We start from the raw sequence: 23953 nt of genomic DNA, 5'->3' as shown, positions 1-23953 counted from the left end.
CAGATCTTGTGTATGGGGGAATGAAATGGAAGAAGCGTTGGTACGATTTTTAGGCATGTACAATGTGTCTCTGATGTTGCTGACCGTTCAGATCGCCATGATTTCCGCGTACGCTGTCATCGATTTGAGCGAGCGGGTGGCGGCCAGCAGCGGCAAGCTCTGCCGCATGTGGATGCTGGCAGGAGCGGCAGCGATGGGATTTGGCACATGGACGGTGCATTTGATCGGGCTCTTAGCCTGCAATGTGCCGATGTCCGATTCATATGACTTCTGGAAGCTGGGACTCTCGATGCTTATGGCGGTTCTCAGCTCTTTTCTTGTGCTCTGTTTGGTCAAACGGCGCAAAGGGAACAGCAAATTCCGCTTCTTGCTCGCCGCTTTGATCTATGCAGGGGGAACGATTCTCACCAGCTTCTTGTGTCTGCAGGCTGTGCAGGCCGGCGATCACTTACCATATGATCTAAAGGCAGCCGCCTTTACCTTGCTCTATGCGACACCTGTCTTGTATGCGATCTTCCTGTTTGCTTTTCGGTATCAGGAACGGAAACGCCTCGGCAAACGTCCACACAAAATCATCTCGGCCGTGCTGATGGGCTTTGCTGTTGCATCTGTACACTATGTTCAACAGATCGGCTTCAACATGCATCCAGCCGCCAGGTCAAACACGCATCATGTGACGTCCAGTGACGGCATTTTGCTTGCTTTTTCACTCGGCATCGCAGCGCTTTTGATTCAATTTCTCGTCCTGCTGGGCGCACTGATTGACCGTCGGGCCGCCATGCACAGCGCGCGCATGTCGGAACAGCGCTTTCGCTCGCTGTTTGCGCACAACCCGTACGCCGTCTTTTCGATCGACTTGGAAGGCAGCGTGATCGACGCAAACGGTGCGGCAGAACTGATGTTGGGCCTCAGGCGGGACGAGATGCTTGGCAACTTGTACAAGTGGATCGACGACCCGGAGACGGTCCGCCTGATCGGGGATCGTCTGCAAGAGTCGCTGGAAGGGGAAACGCCGAATTATGAGTGTAATGTCCGGCTGGGCAACGGCTCGGAGATCTCCCTGCTCGTGACCAATGTGCCGCTGATCGTGGACGGACGCATCCTCGGCGCCTATTTGATCGCCAAAGACATCACCGAACAGAGGCGGACGCAAGAGCTCCTGCACCGTTCCGATAAACTGACCGCCATCGGTCAGCTGGCAGCCGGGATCGCCCATGAGATTCGCAATCCGCTCACGGCGATCAAAGGCTTCACCCAACTGCTCAAAGAGCGGGCGCAGCACAACGTCGAGTACTACGATGTCATCCTCTCCGAACTGGACCGCGCCAACCTGATCGTCGGCGAGTTCCTGCTGCTGGCCAAGCCGCAATTGGCTGAATTCCGGCCGGCCAGCCTGGAACAGATACTCCTGCTGATCATCACGCTGCTCGAACCGGAGGCGAACTTGCACGATGTGCGGATTCGGATGCGGTTTGAGCCGGTGCCGGATGTATTTATCGAAGAGAATCAGATCAAGCAAGTGCTGCTCAACCTGCTGCAAAATGCCATCGAAGCGATGCCGGACGGCGGCGAACTGACGATCGAACTCGCCTCTTTCGGAGCCGATCAGATCCGGCTGCGATTGGTCGATCAGGGGAACGGCATGTCGGAAGAGCAGCTGCAAAAACTGGGCGACCCGTTTTTTTCGACGAAAGAAAAAGGCACGGGGCTTGGCCTGATGGTGTCTTTCAAGATCATCGAAGACCATGGCGGCAAGCTCAACATCACCAGCGTCGTTGGCGTTGGCACGACGATCGATCTGCTGCTGCCGGTCACATGACCGGCAGTTTTTGTTTGTCAAAAATTAGTCCTTGACCATGATGACAGTCGATCCGTATACTAAATCTCGTTGTGTAAACTTCATAGTCCCTCATCTATCAGGTGGGGTAGAGGTTGCGAAGCTGATCAGTACGCGGCGGGAGGTGCAAAGACACCTGTGAACGCTGTGGAAAGGAAGCATCGCCGAAGTGTTCTGCCGTCTTTGCGGCAGGAGGCTGGGGCCGGACTCGAAGAGGGCCGGAACTGTCACGGGAAAGCTGCCAACTTCCCGTGGAGAGCTATTTCCAACAAAGGCGCTAGGTGCGGGTATCGTAAAAAGTACACCGTAAAGCGGTGTTTTTTTATTGCCCACCTTCCTTTGTTACGTTAAAGGAGGAAAGAATTGAAATGTCAAAAAACAAGCTTGGATTTTGGGTGCTGACCGCGCTCGTCATCGGGAACATGGTCGGCTCCGGGATCTTTATGTTACCGCATAACCTGGCGCTGGAAGCATCCCCGGCGGGCGTCTTGTCCGCTTGGGTGATCACCGGGATCGGCGTGCTGCTGACGGCGCTGGTGTTCGGCAACCTGTCGCTGCGCAAGCCGGAGTTAAACGGCGGCCCGCAGATGTATGCGCGCGCGATGTTTCGCGCAGGCACCGGCCGGTCGCGTCTGTCCGGCTACATCGTCGCCTGGGGCTATTGGCTGGCCAACGCGACGGGGAATGTGGCGATCATCACCACGTTTGCTTCGTACTTGTCGACGTTCTTCCCGGTGATGACTTCGCAGGCCGAACTGTTCCAGATCGGCTCGTACGCAGTCAAGACGGGCAACTTCATCACCTTCCTCGTCTGCACGGCGATGCTCTGGCTGATCCACACGCTGGTGCTGCGCGGCGTGGAAGGGGCCGGCAAAGTCAACTTCCTGGCGACGGCTGCGAAAGTGCTTGGCTTCCTGTTCTTCATCATTGCCGCTCTGTTCGCGTTCCAAAAAGCGAACATCCTGCCGCTCGTGCAGCCGCGCGTAGTGGAAGGGACCCAAGAAGCGGTCTCCTTGTTCGGCCAGATCAACGGCGCTGCGATCTCCACCCTGTGGGCGTTTGTTGGCGTCGAATCGGCGGTCGTCTTCTCGTCCCGCGCCCGCAAGCAGTCGGACGTGAAAAAAGCGACGATCACCGGTCTGGTCGTCGCCCTGATCATCTATATGGGCATCACCGTGCTGACGATGGGCGCGCTGACCCAAGACCAGTTGATGGCCACCGAAAAACCGCTCGTCGACGCGCTGATGTCGGTCGTCGGCACGCCGGGCTCATCCTTGATGGCGATCCTCGGTCTGATTTCGCTGGCCGGTTCGATGATCGGCTGGATCATGCTGTCTTCCGAAGTGCCGTTCCAAGCGGCGAAGCAGGGCATGTTCCCGCGCTTCTTCCTGAAAGAAAACAAAAAAGGCGCGCCGCGCAATTCGCTGATCGTCTCCAACCTGTTGTCGCAGGTGTTTATCTTCTCGACGATCTCAGAAAGCGTCGCCGGAGCATTTGGCTTTGTGATCACCGTCGCGACATTGTCCTACCTGGTGCCGTACGTGATCGCGTCGCTTTATCAATTGAAGCTGACCGTCACAGGCGAATCGTACCAAGGGCAGTCCAGAAGCCGCACGACCGACTTTTTGATCGCGTTTTTCGCCACCGTCTACTCGGCATGGGTGATCTACGCCGGCACGTCCGACATGAAGACTTTCCTGCTTGGTGTCGGCATGCTCCTCGTCGGTCTGATCTTCTATCCGTTCGTTAAAAAAAGCACGTCCCTCTAGTGAGGGGCGTGCTTTTTTTGTGTCGCGACGACCAGATCGACCACCTTTTTGATGACGGAAGCAAACACGATATAGATCGGAAAGGAATAGTAGTACTCCCAGTGATGCAAGCGGTACATGCCGCGCCATTCCAGAAACGGCTCAAAGCCAAACGCGAAGCTGGCAGAGACGATGGTGGCGGCGATGAGAAAGCGTTTCCAATCCCCGTACTTCTGGTAAACCCACAAGAGAACGACCGGCAAGGTGACAAAGTCAAAAATAAAAAAAGGCGGAATCAAAGGGACGAGGCGGTCGGGATAGCCCCATAAGGCTACCGAAGTCCCCAGCACGTCCAAAAACGAAGAACTAAGCGCTGCAAACGCGCCGTACAGCAAGACGGGCACCAACCGCTTGCGGTCAACGATCTTCCAGCAGATTGTCCACGCGGTCAGCATCACCAGCAGCAGGATCCACCAGTTAACGGAAAACACGTCATCATGTTTCCAGTGCGCGATGTCAACCTCTTTGAGCTCCACCTGCTTCTGATACAAATCCTCATACGAGGGAGTGGATTTAGACATTCGTAACGCCTCCCCGCACAGGATGGGTCTGCCAACGATAGATCCCATACATCATATAAAAATAGAAAAACAGGTTTACGAACGTATGCCAGATCGTCCATCCTTTTTGCATATCGAAGACTTTTAAGTACGTAAGAATTTGCAAATAACCGGACATCACGACCACGTAAGGAAGCGTGTGCAGCAGCAGGCGGAAGAAGTTTCTAGATTTCGGAAGATATTGAATATAGAGATAAGCTGCGATCGGCCAGATCGTGATGTTGGCGAGCATCGGAATCCAGATCATGCGCCACCCTTGACCGTGCAGCACCCACAATTTAAACCAGTCAATTACAATGTAGTGATCCAGAAAACGCACAAAGATGGCGCTCATCCAAACGGGAAACATAGCGCGAAACCGCCCTTTGTCAGCGAAGCCCCAAAAGACAAGTATGGCGATACTTACAAACAGGAATACTGCCATAGAACAAAACCTCCTGCTTCTACTATTCCCTGTTGGTATTCAATCCATTAGCACGAATCAAGGAGGAGTTGACTTGTATTTTGTGCTGGTATTTGCATTTTGCTGGCTATGGTTTTTCATCAAAGCGGACAAGTCCCGCGTCCGGGAGCTGTATCCTGTTTGCATCTTTACCAGCTTTTTAGGCTTGTTGACCGATCTGATGATGGTGCACTACCAACTGTGGTCGTATTCCGGGCTGCCCCATGCCTTGTATACGATTCCGCTGCTGCTCGATTTTGGCATCTATCCGGTCGTCGCGTATCTGTTTTGTCAAAACCTGCCCGAGCGATGGAAACAGATTTTGAAGCGGGCCGTGTTCTGGATGATCCCGGCGATCCTCTTTGAATGGCTGACGATGCGGCTGGGCAACATGCAGCACCACATGTGGTGGTCGCTCTGGCTGTCGCTGTTATCTGACATCGTGATCTACCTGTCGATCGCTGTGGTCTACCGCTATTACCGCTCTGCGTATGAGCAGGGCAGGCTGAAAGGAGAATGGGCATGAAGGCTGTAACCTACCAAGGGATCAAAGATGTAAAAGTGACCGAAATGCCAGATCCAAAGATCATCCAGCGTGATGATCTCGTCGTCCGCATCACCACCACCGGCATCTGCGGGTCCGACTTGCATTTGATTCACGGCTTCGTCCCCAACCTTCACAAAGGCTACATCATCGGCCACGAGCCGATGGGGATCGTCGAAGAAGTTGGCCCCGATGTGACGCGGGTCAAAAAAGGCGACCGGGTGATCGTCCCGTTTACGGTGGCTTGCGGGCACTGCTTCTACTGTGAACATCACCTGGAGAGCCAATGCGACAACGCCAATCCGCATGGGGAAACGGGTGGTTTTTTGGGCTATTCGGAGACGTACGGCGGGTACGCAGGCGGCCAGGCCGAATTTTTGCGGGTGCCGTACGGGAATTTCATGCCGTTTAAAGTGCCGGATGATTGCGAGATGGAAGATGAGCAGATCGTCTTTTTGTCTGACATCGTGCCTACGGCGTACTGGGGCGTGGACAACGCCGGGGTCAAACCGGGCGATACGGTGATCGTGCTCGGCTGCGGCCCGGTCGGTCTGCTCGCGCAAAAGTTTGCTTGGCTCAAAGGCGCCAAGCGCGTCATCGCTGTCGACTACATCGGATATCGCCTGCAACATGCCAAGCGGGTGAACAACGTGGAGATCGTCGATTTCACCAAGCATGACCATGCCGGCGAGTATTTGAAAGAGATCACGGGAGGCGGCGCGGATGTCGTGATCGACTGTGTCGGCATGGACGGCAAGATGACGATCGTCGAGATGGTGGAGAGCGCATTGAAGCTGCAGGGCGGCTCGATGGGCGCGATCGTCATCGCGGCGCAATGCGTGCGCAAAGGCGGGACGATCCAGTTGGTCGGCGTGTACGGGGCGCGTTACAACGCGTTTCCGCTCGGCGATCTGTTCGCCCGCAACATCACGCTGAAGATGGGGCAGGCGCCGGTGATCCACTACATACCGGAGCTGTACCGGATGATCAAAGAGAACAAATTTGACCCGACCGACGTGATCACACACCGGCTGCCTTTGGCGGAAGCGGAGCGCGGATATGAAATTTTTGATGAAAAGCTGGACGGGTGCATCAAAGTCGTTTTAAAGCCGTAAACTTGCAGGAGCCGCAGTTTGCGGCTTTTTTTACGGGGCAGGAAGTTATTTGAAAAGTGTGATATGATGGGAGAAGAAATACATAGCGAAATGAGGGATTCTCATGAAAAATTTAAGCCAAACGTGGAATTTAGATCCGTTTTTTGCCGGCGGTTCCGAGTCTCCGGAGTTTGCTCAGTATCTGAATCAGCTCGAAGCCGGGATCGAAGGTTTGTCCGGCACGATCTCCTCGCTGGAGTCGGCAAACAGCGTTGACGCATGGGTCTCCGTTTTGAAAACGGTGCAAGAGGTGTTCGCCAACCTGCGCTATGCGACGAGCTTCACCTCCTGCCTGCTCGCGCAAAACGTGAAAGATCAGCACGCGAAGATCGTGCATGGCCGGATCACCCAATTGTCCGCACAGCATGGCGCGGCGATGACCGTGCTGGACAAGCAGATCCTCGCGGCAGATGATAACACCTGGGCAGCGCTTTTGAAAGACGAGCGCGTGCAGCCGATCGCCTTTTACCTCGATGAGCGCCGCCTGCGCGCCGGCGAGAAGATGGCGCCGGAGATGGAAGCGTTGGCGGGCGACCTCGCTGTAGACGGCTACCATGCCTGGGGCTCGCTGTACAACACGCTGATCGGCCGCATGGCGATCAAGGTGGAGAGCGGCGGTGAAGTGAAGGAACTGTCGGTCGGCCAGGCGCAGAACTTGTACTCCGGCGCGCCGGACCGCAATGTGCGCGAAGCTGCGTTTCAAGCGTGGGAAGAAGCGTTTGCGCAAAACGAAGAGCTGTTCGCAGCCAACCTCAACCACCTCGGCGGCTTCCGCTGGGCGCATTACAAAGCCCGCGGCTGGGATTCGATCCTCAAAGAGCCGTGCGACATCAACCGCATGTCCCGCGCCACCCTCGACGTGATGTGGGATGTGATCGACAAGAACAAAGAAGTATTTGTGAAGTTCTTGAACCGCAAGGCGGAGCTGATCGGCGCCGACAAGCTGAGCTACTACGACCTGTACGCGTCGACTTCCACCGTGGAGACTTCGTATACGTACGATGAAGGCGCTAACTTTATCGTCGAGCAGTTCCAAGAATTCTCTCCCGACTTTGCCGATTTTGCCAAGCAGGCGTTTGAGCAGAGCTGGATCGAGGCGGAAGACCGCCCGGGCAAGCGTCCCGGCGGGTTCTGCACCGGCTTCCCGGGCAAGAACGAGACCCGGATCTTCATGACGTACGACAACTCGATGGGCGCTGTGTCGACGTTGGCGCACGAATTGGGCCATGCGTACCATGCGCACGTGATGGGCGACATGCCGTTCTTCTCCCGCCTGTACGCGATGAACGTGGCGGAGACCGCTTCGACGTTTGCGGAAACGCTGGTCACTTCGGCGGCGGTGCGCGCAGCGAAATCGGACGACGAGAAGATTGCGCTGCTGGAAGAGAAAGTGCACGGCTCGATCGCGATGTACATGGACATCCACGCTCGCTTTATCTTTGAAAACAACTTCTACGATGAGCGCCAAAAAGGCCTGGTCAGCGCCGAGCGCCTGAACGAGCTGATGGTGGAAGCGCAGCAGAAATCGTACCGCGATTCTCTGGAGCTGTACCACCCGCGCTTCTGGGCGTCGAAGCTGCACTTCTATTCGACTTCGGTGCCGTTCTACAACTTCCCGTACACCTTCGGCTTCCTGTTCTCGACCGGCGTCTACGCGCTGGCGCTGCAGGAAGGCCCGACTTTTGCCGACAAGTACGTGGCGCTTTTGCGCGACACGGCCAGCATGACGGTGGAGGAGCTGGCGCAGAAGCACCTTGGCGTCGATCTGACCCAGCCGGAATTTTGGCAAAATGCAGTGGACATCACCGTCAAGGATGCAGAAGAATTCCTGCGCCTGACCGCGGGCAAAGTCGCTGCGAAGTAAAAGCAAAGCCTTGTGCCGATTCGTGGCGCAAGGCTTTTTCATTTGCATAAAGCAGCTGTGGAAACGGCATTCTAGTAAAGGTTTGAAACTCGCTTGGAGGTGCTTTACAGAATGAACCGTACTCAACAGCAACAACAAGGTCAACAACAGCAAGGGATGCGTTTTGGAGCGCATGAGTTTTTGGTTACACAGGAAACGATCCGCTCCAAAGGGGCAGACATAGAGCTGTACGGCATCTTGATCAGCCAGTGCCAGGACGCGCACCTGCGCGACATCCTGAGCAACCAGCAGCGCCGCATGGTGCAAGGCTACCAGCAGTGCCTGGCGGTGCTGAACAACCAAGGCTTCACTCCGCAAGTCCCGCACACGCCGCAAACGAACGTTTACGAAAACATCAACATCGGCCTGAACAACCCGCAATTCCCGACGCCCAACCCGCAGGCCAACCGCCTGTCCGACCAGTCGATCGCGACCATCGCGCTCAACCTGCACAAGTTTGGCGCGATCTCCTGCATGAACTTCACGCTGGAATGCGCCAACCCGGTGCTGCGCCAGTTCCATGCAACGTCTGCCAACACCTGCCAGGAGATGGCGTACGAACTGTTCCAATTTGCCAACTACCAAGGCATGTACCAAGTTCCGCAACTGGCTGACCACACCATGCAAACGATGGTGCAGGCGTTTTCTGCCCCGGGTTACGGCGGCGGTCAAGGCTATGGCGCACAGCAGCAGCAAGGCTACAATTCCCCGATGGCGCTGAACCGCAATTTCTAATTTGTGAGTGAGACCTAAGGCGATCCGAATCACTTCGGATCGCCTTTTTTGCGTCTTTTGGCATGGGAACATTTGCCCGTAGCTATATACTCTATTTTTCACGTATTATTTTAAAGCTATATTTCATCTGTTGCACTCTTGGTTAAATTTTCTTATCTGAGGAGGGAAATTTGTTTGCGATCAAAAGGACTTTTTTCAAAAGCGTTGGTGTCGTTTCTTGTGCTGAATCTGGCGGTCACGATGCCGCTCGATTCGCTGCGAACGGCGTATGCGCACGGTTCGAATGAACACAAGGACGCGAAAGAGCAGGCTAAAGAAGCGCCCGATAAGGTGCTGGAGCTGAAAGGAAAACGCACGCAAAATTCAAAAACGTGGAAAAACAGCGATCTCACCGAAACGATCGAGATGTATTCCACACCGGTTTTCTATCAGGAAACCGGCACTAAGGACTGGAAATCGATCGACAACGGCATCACCGATCTGATCGCCGACAAGACCGAACAGAAAAACTTCAAGTTCCAGAACAAAGCAAACAAGTTTACCGCACTATTTGCCAAGACGGCCGATAAAGACATCTTTAAGATCAAGCAAAACGGGCATTCCCTTTCCTATTCGATTCTTGGCGCCAACCCAGCGGCCGGCGTCAGCAAAGATGATACGCTTACCTATCCCAATCTATTTGCAAATATCGATGCTATTTATCATGTACGCAGCACCGGCGTCAAGGAAGACCTGATCTTAAAAAAGCTTCCTGACGTCGAAAAAATCACCTTTGAGCTGAAGACCGACTTGAACGTCAAGCAAGAAGGACGCGATATCGTCTTCACCGATAAAAAAGACGGCGCGGTCGTCTACACCTTTGCGCCGCCATTCATGCGCGACGCGTCCGACAAAGAGTCGCACGCGATGGACTACGTGCTGGAACAACAGGGCGGCAAGATCCTGTTGACCCTGGCGCTGGACATGGCCTATCTGAAAGACCCGGAAACCCAGTATCCGATCCTGCTCGACCCGACGGTCACGGCAGGGGGCACGACGGCGACGACGTTTGACGCCTATGTCGGTGAAGTGTACAACACCGTCAACTACGGCGGCGACGCGGAACTGCGCACCGGGTATGCGCCGACCGTCGACAGTCACCGCACGTTCATCAAGTTCGGCAGCACGCTGCCGGCGCTGGGCGGGGGGCTGTTGACCGGGGCGACGTTTAAGGCCTACAAGTACTACGAGCCTTCTTCGGTCGACACGACGATCAACATTCACCGCGCGTATGCAGCGTGGTCGAGCTCGGGGATCACGTACAGCAACCAGCCGGGGTTTGGCGGTTCGTACGCTTCGAACCTGCTCTCTAAAGGCGAAGCGAACGGCTGGTACTCGTGGAACGTCGGCAGCCTCGTCAACTATTGGTATGACAACCCGGCCAACTACCACGGGCTGGTCATGCAGGCGTCCAACGAGAACACGACCGGTTCGTACCGCAAGTTTTACTCCAGCGACTACAGCTCCGGGGCGTATGCGCCGAGACTGGAGATCACCTACTCGCCGAAGCCGGCCGCTCCGACCGGCACCGCGTACGGCAACGGCGTGAACACCGGCAACGGCTACGTCAACCTGCAATGGGGCGCGGTATCTGGCGCGACCGGGTACAAAGTGCTGTTCTTCAACGGCAAAGCGTATGAAGAGATCGATGTCGGCAACGTCACCACCTGGACGACCAAAGGCAAGAAGCTGTGGCCGACCGCCGCACAGGCGGCAGCAGGCCAATACACCTTGCGTCTGGACGGCACGGGCGGCGAACTGGAAGACGACCCGCGTCCGGTCTATGTCGCATCGGGCGGTCCGTACTCCGCGAACAAAAACTACTGGTTCCGCGTCAAGGCGTACAACGCATACGGCACGACCGTGCAGTCGGATGCGTTTATGCCGACGATCGACGACGAAACCGCCCCGACCAAACCGGGCACTCCGGCGGTCACCAACAAGCTGAACAGCGCCTACACGTTTACGTGGGCGGCGTCCACCGACAACTTGTCCGGCTTGAAGCACTATGAAGTCTACCTCGGCACCAAATCGGGCGTCTGGGACGTCGTCAACGGCGCCGCCGTGACGACCAACAGCTATAAATACACCGGCGAACTGCTGGCCCGCACGCCGTACTACATGGCGGTCAAAGCGGTCGACAACAGCGGCAACTACACCTGGTCGACCACGTCCAGCGACACGCCGCGCAAGCAGCTTGACGCGTCGATCGTCTCCTACTCGATTCCGGCCACGATGGAAGCGAGCGGCGATTACAACGTGCAAGTCACCGTGAAAAACGAAGGTCTGCAGACGTGGACTTCGGCTGGCGCTTTCTACCTGGGCTCTGTGGAAGAAACCGATCCGCTGACCCAAGATACGCGCATGCCGCTCTCCGGCACCGATTCGATCGGCGCGGGCAGTAGCAAAACGTTTAACTTGCGCTCTAACGGCGGCAAGAACCCGGGCGACTTCCTGACCCGCTGGGGCATGCTGCAAGTGGGCGTCGGACGTTTTGGCGACACGCTCTCCTCCGCGGTCAAAGTGGTCGACACCGTGCCGCCGCAGGGCGCGATTGTCATCAACAACGGTCAGACTTTGACCAACTCGCCAAACGTCAGCTTGAACTTGTCGGTGACCGACAACGCCAACGGTCCGTACCAGCAGCGCCTGCGCAACGAAGAGCAGGCATGGACGGCAGATGAAGCGTTTACGGCGACGAAAGCATGGACGCTGTCGGACGGCAACGGCGACAAAACGGTCTCTGTCATCTACAAAGACCCGTCTGGCAATGAATCGACTGCGAAGTCGGCAAGCATCACGCTGGATACTTCGTATCCGACTGCGGCGATCACAACGCCGAACGAGCGCGACTACTTGAACGGCGCGATCGACATCGTGGGTTCTGCGTCCGACAACGACCTGCTTGATTACACGATCTCCTACGGAGCGGGTAGTGCGCCGACGCAATGGACGGAGATCGCCAAGCAGACCGATGTGGTGAATCAAGATCTGCTCGCCACCTGGAACACCGCAAACATTCCGACCGGGCTGTACACGCTGCGTTTGGAGGCCAAAGATGCGGCGGGCAACGTGTCGGTGGTCAGCAAGTACGTGTATGTCGACCAGTTCCTTGACATGCTGGGCACCGAACCCTACTGGGGCGTCGTGGAGACGGAGACCGGCTACGGTTCGAGCAACGTAAACCTCTCGAACGGCAACCTGTTCCTCACCTACGGCGATTTTGACTGGGAAGGCCGCGGCTTGAGCGTCGGCGTCAACCGCGTCTACAACAGCCAGGACAGCGCAGCGGGGCTGCTCGGCAAAGGCTGGCGTTTGAGCTTTGAAACGGAGCTCGCCGAAGCTGCCAACGGCAATGTGACCTTGACCGACGAAGACGGCAGCCGCCATCTGTTCACCAAACAGACGGACGGCACCTACACCGCTCCGAAAGGCATTTTCCAAAAGCTGACCAAGCAGGCGGACGGCACGTGGCTCCTGCAAGATCAAGACGCGGAAAGCACCTTGTACACGTTTAACGCGCAAGGAAACCTGACGTCCGAGACGGACAACAACCAAAACAAGATCACCTACGTCTGGGCGAACAACCAGCTCCAGGAGATCGTCGACACCATGGGACGCAAGGTGACCTTTGCGTACACAGGCAACCTGCTGACCAAAGTGCTCTCTCCGATCAGCTCTGTCCTTTACTACTACAACACCACCGGACAGCTCACCGATGTTGAGTACTACGATGAAGCCGGGACGCGTTACCGCACGCTGGGCTACGCGTATGACTCCCAAGGCCGCCTGAAGAGCGCGACCGACCCGAACGGTCACACGGTGAACTATCTGTATAACGGACTGCGTCTGATCAACGTGTCGAACACCTTGACCACGCAAAACGCATCGACCGGAGCGACGAATCCGGCGCTGACGATCAACCAGACCCTCGGCTATGACCTCGTCAACAAAAAGGTCAACATGGTGCTGGCCGGCCCGAACGAATCGATCGAAGCGGAGTATGTCTACAACAGCGTGGGCAACATCGTTTCGATGGTGGAAGACCCGCAAGGCCTGAAACTGACCAAGTCGTTCCTCTACGCGGACAACCTTTTGAAAGAATCGACCGATCCGCGCGGTTTGAAGACGGTCTTCACCTATGATGCGCTTGGCAATGTGCTGACCAAAACAGAACCGGCGACGACCGACATCGACGGCGTGCAAGTGACGCCGGTGACGACGAGCGTCTACAAGCCGGGCACCAGCCTGCTTGTGAAAGAAACGGATGCATTGGGTCGTGTGACCACACATGAATACGATGCTAAAGGCAACAAGACGGCGACGATCGACCCGGACGGTTTTAAAACGTCCTTCACGTACGACGCGTACGGCAATGTAACGGAAGAGCTGAACCAGCGCGGCGCCGGGTACGGCTTTGTGCCGAACCAAAGCTTTGAGCAAGGCGACGCAACCGCACTGCAGGGCTGGAAAACGGCCGGCAACTGGTCCCTGAACACGACCGAGAAGAAAAGCGGGGTCCGCGGCGTCACGCTGACCGGCGCTGCGTCGATCGAGTCCGATTTTGTCCCGGTCAAAGCGGGCCGCCTTCCGGTGCGCGCGCTGGGCTATGTGAAAGCGGACGCTGCTGCGGGACTGACGACCACCGTCCAGTTCTATGACAGCTCGAAAAACCCCATCGGCAGCGAGAGTTCCGCTCCGCTTGGCGGCACAGCCGACTGGACCCGCCAGCATATCTCGGCACCGGTTCCGGCAAACGCAGCTTTTGTCACGACCAAGATCGCTGTGACTTCCGGCACCGTTCACATCGACGATGTGTGGATGGAAGAGGCCGACTACAAACTGATCAGCAAGTATGACGCAAACGGTCTCAATCTGCTCGAATCGTACGACGCGTACGGCAAAAAGATGTCGTTCGAATACGACGCGGCAGGCAACAAGATCAAAGAGACCAACGAGCTCGGTCAAATGGCACAATGGGTCTACAACGCAGACAACCAAGTGCTGGAATCGATCGACCGTCTGGGCAAAAAGATCATCAATCAATACGATGCCAACGGCAACCTGATCAAAACGACAGACGCGATCGGCCGCACGACCGAATACGCGTACGATGAGGCGAACCGCCAAGTTTTGGTCAAACAGCCGCAAGTCACCAAGCAAGGCTACGACAACAAAACGCCGCTGGCGCCAAACGTCGTGTCGATCATCGAGATCGACGAGTACAACGAACTAGGCCGCAAAGTGGCAGACAAAGACGGAAACGGCGCTGTCAGCCGCCTCTACTACGACAAAGTCGGACGCCTTGTGCGCTCCGTCGACCCGCTGCGCAATGAAATGCGCATGACGTACGACGCCAACGGCAACAAGCTGACCGAAGAAAACCTGGCGTGGGATACGGTGACGGCAACCTTGCATTCCAAGGGAACCACGCATTTCCGCTATGACGAACTGAACCGTCAAATCACCGAATCCGATCCGACGAAAGACCAGAATACGCTGGTCGAACAGAAGAAATTTGACGCCGAAGGACGACTGCTCAAAGAGATCGACGGCATGGGTCTGGCTACCCGTTACAGCTACGACATCGACGACAACGCGATTTACACGATCGATTCGTCGACACCGGCTGTTGAGACCTGGTCGCTGTACGACGGCAAAGGCAACCAGATCATCGGGATGGACAAGCTTGGCGCGACCACCTATCTCTACGATTCGAACGGACAGCTCAAAGAAGTCATCGACCCGCAAGGCAAGAAGACTTCCTACACCTACAACGCGGCGGGCGACAAGACCAAGCTCGTCGACGCGACGGGCGCTGTCACCGACTGGGGGTACGATGCAGAAGGCCAGATGCGCAAAGAGACCCAGACGCTGCAAGACGGGGCGACCGGTGAGACGAAGACGCAGATCACGCTCTTTGAATACGACGCGATCGGCCAAGTGGTCAAGCGCACGATGCAGGAAGGGGTTGGCACGACGGTGACGACTTCGAAAGAAGTCTCGCTGTTCTATGACGAACTTGGCCAACTGGTCCGCGAACTTGGTGTCAATCAACCGGCGGGCACGAAGACGGACAACCGTTACCTGCACGACAACAACGGCAACGTGACCAACACGTGGACGTATGACGAGACCAACCCGATCCCGCTGGACAAAGACCCGGACGGCGACGGTTTCTACAACTCGGAGACGATCTCCGTCTTCGATGCGAACAACCGTCTGTTGGAAGAGACGATCACGCATACGCAGACCGTCTCCAAAACTTCCTATGACGACAAAAACAACAAAGAAATCCTCACCAACGCACTGGGCGACACCGTTGTCCTCTCCGATGACAGCGACCGCACCAAGCAGATTTTGACACCGAACTTCGATACGTTCGACTACGAGTACTATGTCAACGACATGATCAAGACGGTGACTGCGCCGGGCGTGCAGACTACGTTCACCTACAACGGCGGCGAAAAAGTCAGCACGATCAAAGCGCTCAACCGCGGCAATAACGCGGTCATTCTCGACCTGCAGTACCAGTACAACACGACCGACCAAGTGACGCAGGTCTCCGATAAAGGCGTTGTCAAAGGCAAATACACCTACACGGCGACCGGCAACCTAGAGACGACAGAAGAAGGCGGCCGCAAGTTTAAGTACACCTATGACGCGAACTCGAACATCGTCAAAGTGGAAGACCTGGCGACCGGCAAGACGGTGACCGCGTACACCTATGCGACGGGCAACCGCATGCAGCAGAAGCAAGAGTTCGATAAGACCACGGGTGCGCTGATCCGCACGACCGACTACGAATTTAATCCGAGCGGCACCCTGAAGAAGACGACGGTGAAAGAAGGCGCGAATGTCACCGTGATCGACTACGGCTTCAACAGCGATGATCAGCTGATGTCGGTGGACAAGACGATCAACGGCATCGTGCAGCCGAAGATTCTCTACGAGTATGACACCGAAGGCAACCGGATTGCGAAAAACGTCAGCGACGCGTCCGGCAACACGCACTACCATTTCCACCGCGACACAAGCGGCAGTATCTTCCTCGAGACCAAGCTGACCGCAACTTCGAAGTCTGATTCGCTCAAGTACTTCCGCGACGGCGACGGCAACATGCTCTCGTTCGCTTGGAACGATGTGGTATACTACTACCAATTCAACGCGCGCGGCGATGTTGTGGCGATCACCGACGCTGCGGGCAACGTGGTGACCACGTACGAATACGATGCGTGGGGGAATGTCCTCTCCATCGGCGGCGACCAGGCGGTGGGTACGGTGAACCCGTACCGTTACGTCGGGAAGATGGGTGTTATGTACGATCAGAACACCGGTCTCTACCTGATGGGCTGGCGCGATTACGATCCGTCGACGGGCCGCTTCATCGTGCCGGATGAGTACGAAGGCGAAGAAGACGAGCCGGTTTCCTTGAACCGCTATCTCTACGCAGATGCCGACCCGGTCAACAACATCGACCCGGACGGTCACCTGCCGAAGTGGATGTCCGGCGTCTGGAAGTCGACCAAGAAAGCCACGAAAAAAGCGTATAACTTCGCGATCGGCGATGACATCCGCACGCTGACCAGCAAAAAGTCCAAGTGGTACCACAAAGCAGGCGCCGCAGCCAGCATCGCCTCCAACTTCATCCCAGGCGCCGGCCAAGCCAAATGGGCGATCAAAGGCGCCATCAAAGGGGCAAAAGCGGGCAAGAAAGCCTACAAAGCGGTCAAATACTACAAGCCATCCGTCAAGAAGGCGCGGATTCAGAAGACGAAAGTCGTTCTGCAGAAGTCCAAAGCGCCGCAGCGGAAAGTGTACCGCAAAGCGACGCCGCAGAAGAGCTGCAACTGCTTCACCTTGGGAACAAAGGTGGAGACCGAAGACGGCGAAGTGCCGATAGAGTCCGTCAAAATCGGGGACAAAGTCCTTGCCAAAGACGAGTACACCGGCGAAAAAGCGTACAAAGAAGTCGAGTGGCTGTACCAGCGCGAAGTCGATGAAATCTATGAAGTGCATGTAGGCGGCGAGGTCATCCAGACCACCGACGAGCACCCCTTCTGGGTCGTCGGCGAAGGCTGGGTCGAAACCCAAAACCTCCGAGCGGGCGACCGCTTCGAGACGGCCGACGGCAAGATCCTGACCATCGACCAGATCATCGTCAAGCAGCAAAAAGCCACCGTCTACAACTTCAAAGTCAAAGACTTCCACACCTACTTCGTCTCAAATTTAGGGATCTGGACGCATAATGCGTGTCAGTTAAATCCCAATAAAGGCGGCAAATTTGGCGATCTGGATAAAGTGAAGGGACCTAATGAAGTTCCTCACCATATCGCACAGAACGCTTATAACAAGACAAAAGGAATAAGTCGAAACGATGGCCCTGCCGTCATGATGAGCAAAGAAGATCATGCAAAAACAAGGACTTTTGCAGGTCGAGGCAAGGCTACGATGAGACAAGATGCAGATTTGAGCGGACGTCAACGAATGGCGAAAGATATTTGGGATGTTAAGAAGCTCTTCGGAAGAAAATATAATGAAGGGTTAAGGGGAGCAGTCCGTTACGGACAAAAGGTATATACAAAGTCTAACAGGTAAGATGAGGAGGAAGATGTATGGGAGGACAAGGATATAGGGTTGTCAAAGGGACAGACAACTACGGTCACTCTTTTGGCGGGACTTCGTGGGATACACCGGTCTGTCCAAACTGTAATATCAATATGCATTTGATTTTTACCTTTGACTTAAGCGATCCTAGATTCCAACAATTTCATCATCACTCATCTTTAGACAGTATCCCACTACTCTCCTGTTTAAATTGTTCTTCTTACTGGTCTCGTCAGGTATTTGAGTTGGCACCGACATCAAGGTCTGTTTCGATCGTGAAACAATTTGATGAGGAAAAGTGGATTTGTGAAGAAGAAGACAGACTCCCTTCCCCATTGCCATTTTCAAATATGATGTTAGTCGAGTTAGAAGAAAACGATCTTGTTTTAAAGGGCAGCGATACTGATCATGCTTTCGATGCGTTTGGATCTGAGTACGTTTGCAGAGTTCTCGGTGAGCCGCTTTTTGCAGTTGATCCCATTCAAAAAAAGTGTGATGGCTGTAATCAAGAGATGGAGTACCTTGCAACTGTTTGTAGCGAAGACTACGACTCTGTGGGACTAGTTAAGGAGGATTTTTCCTTCCAAATTGGTGAATCGTATATTTACTTCCATTTCTGCAAAATATGTAACGTTTTAGAAACAGAGACTCAAAGTACGTAGCAGCACAAAGCCCCGCTGAATGCAGCGGGGCTTTTGCGTGTAGATGATCTGTGTTATATTTAATGTAAATTATATTTTCATTATCGGGACGGTGCCGTTATGATGCACGTACAGCAACCAGCTTCACCACAAACTGCTGAGCCCTTGCGGCAGCCTGCGCAGGCCAAATCCGCAGCCAGTGGGTCAATGTCTCAGGCAGCTCTCTTGCAGATGCAAAAAGCGTATGGCAACCGGGCGACCGCGCAGCTGTTAAGAGCGCGGATGCAAAGCGCCCAGCCGATCCAGCCGAAAATGCAGGTTGGCGACGAAGAGTATGAATCGGACCTCGAGCCGCTCGCGTCTTGGAAATTCTCAGTGGCGCAGCGAACGCTTTATAAATATATGACCCGCGATGATTCGCCGGAGTTCACGTTTCAAGATCGGGACGAAATGTTTACGTTCGTGCGCACGCTCGCCCCGTTTTATGCAGCCGACCCGACGATGTTCGACGGGATGGCGAATGTGGACAACAGTAAGCTCAGCGAACTGCACGCCAAAGGGATCGAGACGGTCAAAGGGGGTCACTCGCTGGAACGCCATGGGCCGCAAATGACCGAGCAGAAGCTCAAAGACCGCTTGACCACCGGCTATATCGACGGCGAATTTGCCCCGGCCGGCGAGGAAGGGTACGCGACCAGCTTCAATACCTACGATGACTACCTGGTGACGCAAAAGGCGGCGCAGGCACATCTTGTCGCCGCTTACAACAAAACGCTCACGCTTTTGGGCACCAAGGCGCAAGATTTCGATACCGAGCTCGCGAAATTCGATCCAAGTAACCGAGCGGGAACGGCTAAACATCTTATTGAGGCGAAGAAAATTCGAACGGACATCGGCAAAGCGATTAAAGATCTGAAAAACCCTGTTACGGCACCTGCAGACACGCTGCCAGTTACGGTCGATATACAAATCGCAGGCAGCCCGCAGCCCAAAGTTGGTGATGCGTTTAAAATGCTGCGCTTCTTTGATCGCTATAAATTTGTCTTGAACCACGGCGCGACGCTTGGCAAAGGACAAAAGGTCAAAGACACGGAAAAAGCCAGTCCCCGGGAAAGTATCCGCAACCCAAAGTTCCCGCTGAATGGAAAACTTTCCCCTTTGTGGGATGAGCCGCAGCTGCAGTCGATGGGGAACATCAACAACACCTGCAGCACGTTTAACCCGCCCGACCAGAACTTCTCATTCACAGCGACACCCGACCAGTGGAAAATGCCCCAGCACTTCCCGGACAACGGAGCGCCGGGCTGGCGGTAAGGAAGGCCCCGCTGTTATGCAGCGGGGATTTTTTAGTGTTCGGTATGATACTCCTCCAAGGTTTTTTCGTCGGTTTGGGTGACAGTCCAGACACCGCTTTGTTGACGAAGGGTGAGGGTGAGGTGGAACTCGCCTTCGCTTATTATATCCTCAGGATGCAGGTAGCCGGACAGACCGTGCACGACCACTTTTGCTGTGTCGCTCCTCAGTTGCACTTGGATCGGTTCGTAGTACTCAAGGTCGAGCGTTTCATCAAATGTTTTGGGGGAACGGTGCTGCTCAACCATGAGGGCCTCCGAGTTGATGCCGGCCCGAAGGTCGGTCCCTTTGGCAAGCTCAGGGTAACGCTTGTGCAACGCCGAAACATTCCCGGAGAGGATCGCCTGCTTGCGAACGGAAAAATACTCTTCGACGGCAGGCATGACGAGAGCGGTATCTTCGGGGCTTGTTTGGGACGGGAAAAAGAGATACCATCCTGCGGTTAAAACTGCGATCAAAACGCCGGCGATGACTGTTATTTTCACTTTTTGTTTGTTCAACGTACATCCTCCTTTAAATGATCTGCTGCTGATTAGACGAATTTACTTAGATTAAAGTTTCGTTTTTTACATATATTGTATTCCGTTGTCCGCCATGCTATTATTGATATAGTTAATTCATTCTAAAGATAATAGTTTTATGGGGAGGTTTTTTGTATGAAAAAGAAACTTATGATGCTTTCCGCAGCTGCTTTGCTGGCAGTTCTGACTCCGATGGCGGTGATCGCGGCGACGACCGACGCGCCGGCACAACAAGAAGCAAGAGGCCCGATCTACTGCGATCCGGATGCGTATCCGAACTGCATCTAAGCGGCAATCAAGAAGAGCTGTGCCTGTACAGGCACAGCTCTTTTTTCATTTGGATTAATAGATATGCGCAGAGGTGTGGGTTTTCTTCATTACACATTAAAATATCTTGCCTGCGGATGCGAGAACACCATCGCCGACACGGACGCTTCCGGGTCCATCATGAAGCCGTCGGTGAGCTCTACCCCGATGTCTTGCGGCTTCAGCAGGCGGAACAGCTGCGCCTGGTCGTCGAGGTTCGGGCAGGCCGGGTAGCCGAAGGAGACGCGGATGCCTTGGTAGCGGGCACCGAAACGCTCGTTCATCGTCATGTTGGGCGCATCGGGGAAGCCCCAGGCGTCGCGCATGATGTGGTGGACGCGCTCGGCAAATGCCTCGGCGAGCTCCAGTGCCAACGCTTGCAGGGAGTGCGAACGGAGGTAGTTGCCTTCCTCTTTCCACTTCGTCGACAGCTCGTGGATGCCTTGGCCTGCCGTCACAACGAGGAAGCCGACGTGGTCCAGCTCGCCGCTTTCCACCGGGCGCAGGAAATCGCTCAAGCAGAGGTGCGGCGCTTGCTGCTGGCGCGGGAACGTAAAGCGCTCCAGCACTTTGCCCGTATCTTGCGGGTCGTAGATCAAAATCTCATCACCGGCCGACTGCGCCGGGAAGAACCGGTACATGCCTTGCGGGCGGATGATGCCGTCCGTCTTCGCCAGCTCCAGCAACTCGTCAACGACCGCCAGCAATTCGGTCGCTTTCGGGTCGCCGTCTTTGAGCAGCTGCTCCACATTGCCTTTCAGGCCCAAATGCTTGCCGAGCAGCATCCGCAGGTTGAGGTACGGCTGCAGATGGGAGATCGGGTAGTCGCGCAGCACGTGGCGCTCGAAGTCGGGCGCTGCGATCTGCGGATGCTCATGGGTGATCGCAGAACGCACCGGCTCCGTCGAGACGGTCACTGCGGCTTCTTGCACCGTTTCCGCGCTTTGTGCCAGCGCTGCTTCCCGCTGCTTCGCGGCGAGCAGTTCGCGCTCTTCCGGCTTGTTCAGGCGGTTGGCGATGTCGAGGCCGTCCATGGCGTCTTTAGCAAACAAGACGAGCCCTTGGTACTCCGGCGCGATGCGGTTCGAGGTGAACTTGCGGGTCAGGGCGGCACCGCCGACCAACAGCGGCACGTCGATGCCTGCTGCGCGCAAGTCTTGAGCGGTGATCACCATCTGCTGCGCCGATTTGACCAGCAGTCCGGACAGGCCGATCGCGTCCGGCCGCTCTTCACGGGCTGCTTTGATCAACTGCTCCGGCGGCACTTTGATCCCGAGGTTGACCACGTGGAATCCATTGTTGGACAGGATGATCTCGACCAGGTTTTTGCCGATGTCGTGCACATCGCCTTTGACGGTGGCGAGCAGGATTTTGCCTTTGCGCGACCCTTCCTGTTTTTCCATAAACGGTTCGAGGTGGGCGACGGCCGCTTTCATCACTTCGGCGCTCTGCAGGACTTCGGCGACGATCAGCTCGTTCAGGTTGAACAGGCGGCCGACCTCTTCCATCCCGGTCATCAGCGGACCGTTGATGATCTCCAGCGGCGGGTATTTGGTCAATGCTTCTTCCAGGTCGGGGATCAGGCCTTCTTTGCTGCCTTCGACCACGTAGTTGGCAAGGCGTTCTTCCAGCGTCATGTTGGAGACGGCGACCGTATCGACCACTTTCTTCTCGCGGTAGAAGGCGGTGAACTCGGCGAGTTTTTCATCGTCGATGTGGAAGAGTAGGTCTTCGGCGAGGCGGCGCTCCTCTTCTGGGATCGACGCATAGCGCTCCAGCTTCTCGGAGTTGACGATCGCATAGTCCAGTCCGGCCTTGGTGCAGTGGTAAAGGAAGACGGCGTTCAACACCTCGCGCCCCGCACCGGGCAGGCCAAACGATACGTTGGAGATGCCGAGGATGGTCTGGCACTCCGGCAAGGCTTCTTTGATCAGACGGATGCCTTCGATCGTCTCCGGAGCGGAGCCGATGTACTGCTCGTCGCCGGTGCCGCAGGGGAAGACGAGCGGGTCGAAGATCAGGTCTTGCGGGTTGAGGCCGTATTTGCCGACCAGCAGGTCGTAGGAGCGCTTGGCGACTTCCACTTTGCGTTCACGGGTCACCGCCATGCCTTGCTCGTCGATGGTGCCGACAACGACAGCTGCGCCGTATTTTTTGATCAAAGGCACCACTTCTGCAAATTTCTCTTCGCCGTCTTCGAGGTTGATCGAGTTCAGAATCGCTTTGCCTTGCGAGTATTTCAGCGCCAGGTCAAACACGGTCGGGTCGGTCGAGTCGATCATCAGCGGCGTTTTGACTTTTTTGGTGACGAAGTTGAGGAAGGCGGACATGTCCTGATGCTCGTCACGGTCCGGGTCCTGCAGGCAGACGTCGATCACTTGCGCGCCTTTTTTGACTTGGGCGCGGGCGATCTCCGATGCTTCCTCGTATTTGCCATCGACGATCAGGTTGCGGAACTTGCGCGAACCAAGCACGTTGGTGCGCTCGCCGACGATCAGCGGGCGGTTATCCGGCTCGATGAACACCGCTTCGATGCCGGAGACGGCAGGGGCGTGGTGCTGCTGAGCGGCACGCGGCGCGACGTCTTGCAACGCTTCGTGGATGGCGCGGATATGGTCAGGCGTGGTGCCGCAGCAGCCGCCGGCAACGTTCAGCCAGCCTTGCTCTGCGAAGCCGCGCAGCTTTTTGGCGAGCCCTTGCGGCGTTTCGTGGTAGTGGCCGTCTTCGTCGGGGAGCCCGGCGTTCGGGTAGCAGGAAACGCCGCACTGCGCCAGTTCGGACAAGGAGCGCAGATGATCGCGCATAAACTCCGGGCCGGTCGCGCAGTTAAGGCCAATCGAGATCGGCTGCAGGTGCTCCAGCGACACGTAAAACGACTCGATGTTCTGACCGGCCAGCGTCGTGCCCATCGGCTCGATCGTGCCGGAGATCATCACCGGAATCTCTTGCTGCAGATCTTGGAACGCTTGGCGGATGCCGATGCTGGCAGCTTTGACATTTAACGTGTCTTGGATCGTTTCCAAAAGCAACACGTCAGCTCCGGCCTGCACGAGCGCGCGGGCCTGTACATAGTAGGTCTCGACCAGTTCGTCAAACGTCACCCCGCCCGTGACTGACAGCGACTTGGTGGTCGGCCCGAGCGCGCCGGCCACATAGCGCGGCCAGTCCGGGGTGGAGTAGTTGTCGGCAGCGGCGCGGGCGAGGCGCACCGCTTCGAAGTTGATCTCTTCCGTCTTGTGGGACAGGTCATATTCGGCGAGCACAAGCGAGGTCGCGCCAAACGTGTTCGTTTCGATGATGTCGGCGCCGGCAGCCAGGTAGGCTTCGTGAATTTTCTGAATCACATCGGGACGGGTCAGCACGAGATTCTCGTTGCAGCCGTCCAGCTCTTCGCCGCCAAAATCGGCAGGGGTGAGATTCTCTTGCTGCAGCATCGTTCCCATCGCTCCGTCGAGGATGAGGATCTTGCGGGACAGTTGGGTCTGTATCGGCACTCGGGTCAT

General features: G+C 55.9%; 14 protein-coding genes and 1 riboswitch. Of the genes, 10 read left to right on the top strand and 4 right to left on the bottom strand.

Translation table 11 applies throughout. The features are described 5' to 3' along the window. Positions 1-25 precede the first annotated feature (25 nt). On the top strand, positions 26-1819 hold the full coding sequence (locus CBW65_RS23260; RefSeq protein WP_198299703.1) for an ATP-binding protein: 1794 nt from the start codon (positions 26-28) through the stop codon (positions 1817-1819). Positions 1820-1918: 99 nt separating this feature from the next. After that, positions 1919-2107, top strand: a riboswitch (Lysine riboswitch). Positions 2108-2205: 98 nt separating this feature from the next. Then, the gene (locus tag CBW65_RS23255; RefSeq protein WP_087458935.1) at positions 2206-3606 is read left to right on the top strand and encodes an amino acid permease; all 1401 of its coding nucleotides are present in this window, start codon (positions 2206-2208) and stop codon (positions 3604-3606) included. On the opposite strand, the gene CBW65_RS23250 is transcribed toward CBW65_RS23255, so the two are convergent. Beyond that, on the bottom strand, positions 3603-4166 hold the full coding sequence (locus tag CBW65_RS23250) for a CBO0543 family protein (protein ID WP_087458934.1): 564 nt from the start codon (positions 4164-4166) through the stop codon (positions 3603-3605). The genes CBW65_RS23255 and CBW65_RS23250 overlap by 4 nt on opposite strands. Continuing rightward, positions 4159-4629, bottom strand: a complete 471-nt coding sequence (locus tag CBW65_RS23245) for a hypothetical protein (RefSeq protein ID WP_087458933.1) — start codon at positions 4627-4629, stop codon at positions 4159-4161. The genes CBW65_RS23250 and CBW65_RS23245 overlap by 8 nt, the downstream gene beginning before the upstream one ends. A gap of 82 nt (positions 4630-4711) precedes the next feature. On the opposite strand from CBW65_RS23245, the gene CBW65_RS23240 reads away from it, so the two are divergent. From CBW65_RS23240 to CBW65_RS23210, 7 genes are all read left to right on the top strand, one after another. Then, a complete protein-coding gene (locus CBW65_RS23240) occupies positions 4712-5173 on the top strand; it encodes a CBO0543 family protein (protein ID WP_332457847.1) in 462 nt (153 codons plus the stop codon). Next, positions 5170-6306, top strand: a complete 1137-nt coding sequence (locus CBW65_RS23235; RefSeq protein WP_087458931.1) for a zinc-dependent alcohol dehydrogenase — start codon at positions 5170-5172, stop codon at positions 6304-6306. Before CBW65_RS23240 ends, CBW65_RS23235 begins: the two co-directional genes overlap by 4 nt. Before the next feature lie 103 nt (positions 6307-6409). Beyond that, positions 6410-8209, top strand: coding sequence for a M3 family oligoendopeptidase (locus CBW65_RS23230; RefSeq protein WP_087458930.1), 1800 nt, complete (start codon positions 6410-6412; stop codon positions 8207-8209). Between the two features lie 111 nt (positions 8210-8320). Next, a complete protein-coding gene (locus tag CBW65_RS23225) occupies positions 8321-8983 on the top strand; it encodes a spore coat protein (protein ID WP_232463402.1) in 663 nt (220 codons plus the stop codon). 174 nt (positions 8984-9157) lie between these two features. Beyond that, positions 9158-17620: a polymorphic toxin-type HINT domain-containing protein gene (locus CBW65_RS23220; protein ID WP_087458929.1), complete on the top strand. Its 8463-nt coding sequence runs from the start codon at positions 9158-9160 to the stop codon at positions 17618-17620. A 17-nt stretch (positions 17621-17637) separates the two neighbouring features. After that, the gene (locus tag CBW65_RS23215; RefSeq protein ID WP_087458928.1) at positions 17638-18291 is read left to right on the top strand and encodes an rRNA methylase; all 654 of its coding nucleotides are present in this window, start codon (positions 17638-17640) and stop codon (positions 18289-18291) included. A gap of 210 nt (positions 18292-18501) precedes the next feature. Continuing rightward, positions 18502-19584 (top strand): hypothetical protein, encoded by a 1083-nt coding sequence (locus CBW65_RS23210; protein ID WP_087458927.1) that lies wholly within the window; start codon positions 18502-18504, stop codon positions 19582-19584. A gap of 32 nt (positions 19585-19616) precedes the next feature. Here the strand turns inward: CBW65_RS23210 and CBW65_RS23205 are convergent, their stop codons facing one another. Further along, on the bottom strand, positions 19617-20123 hold the full coding sequence (locus CBW65_RS23205; protein WP_087458926.1) for a hypothetical protein: 507 nt from the start codon (positions 20121-20123) through the stop codon (positions 19617-19619). A 156-nt stretch (positions 20124-20279) separates the two neighbouring features. Here CBW65_RS23205 and CBW65_RS24480 point away from each other — a divergent pair, with 156 nt between their 5' ends. After that, positions 20280-20432, top strand: coding sequence for a hypothetical protein (locus CBW65_RS24480; protein WP_157722149.1), 153 nt, complete (start codon positions 20280-20282; stop codon positions 20430-20432). A gap of 89 nt (positions 20433-20521) precedes the next feature. On the opposite strand, the gene metH is transcribed toward CBW65_RS24480, so the two are convergent. Beyond that, positions 20522-23953 carry a methionine synthase gene (gene metH / locus CBW65_RS23200; RefSeq protein WP_087458925.1) on the bottom strand — a complete coding sequence of 1144 codons (3432 nt, stop codon included), beginning with the start codon at positions 23951-23953 and terminating at the stop codon, positions 20522-20524.

Source organism: Tumebacillus avium (assembly GCF_002162355.1).
Lineage (GTDB): Bacteria > Bacillota > Bacilli > Tumebacillales > Tumebacillaceae > Tumebacillus_A > Tumebacillus_A avium.
This window is presented reverse-complemented; position numbering and strand designations above follow the sequence as displayed.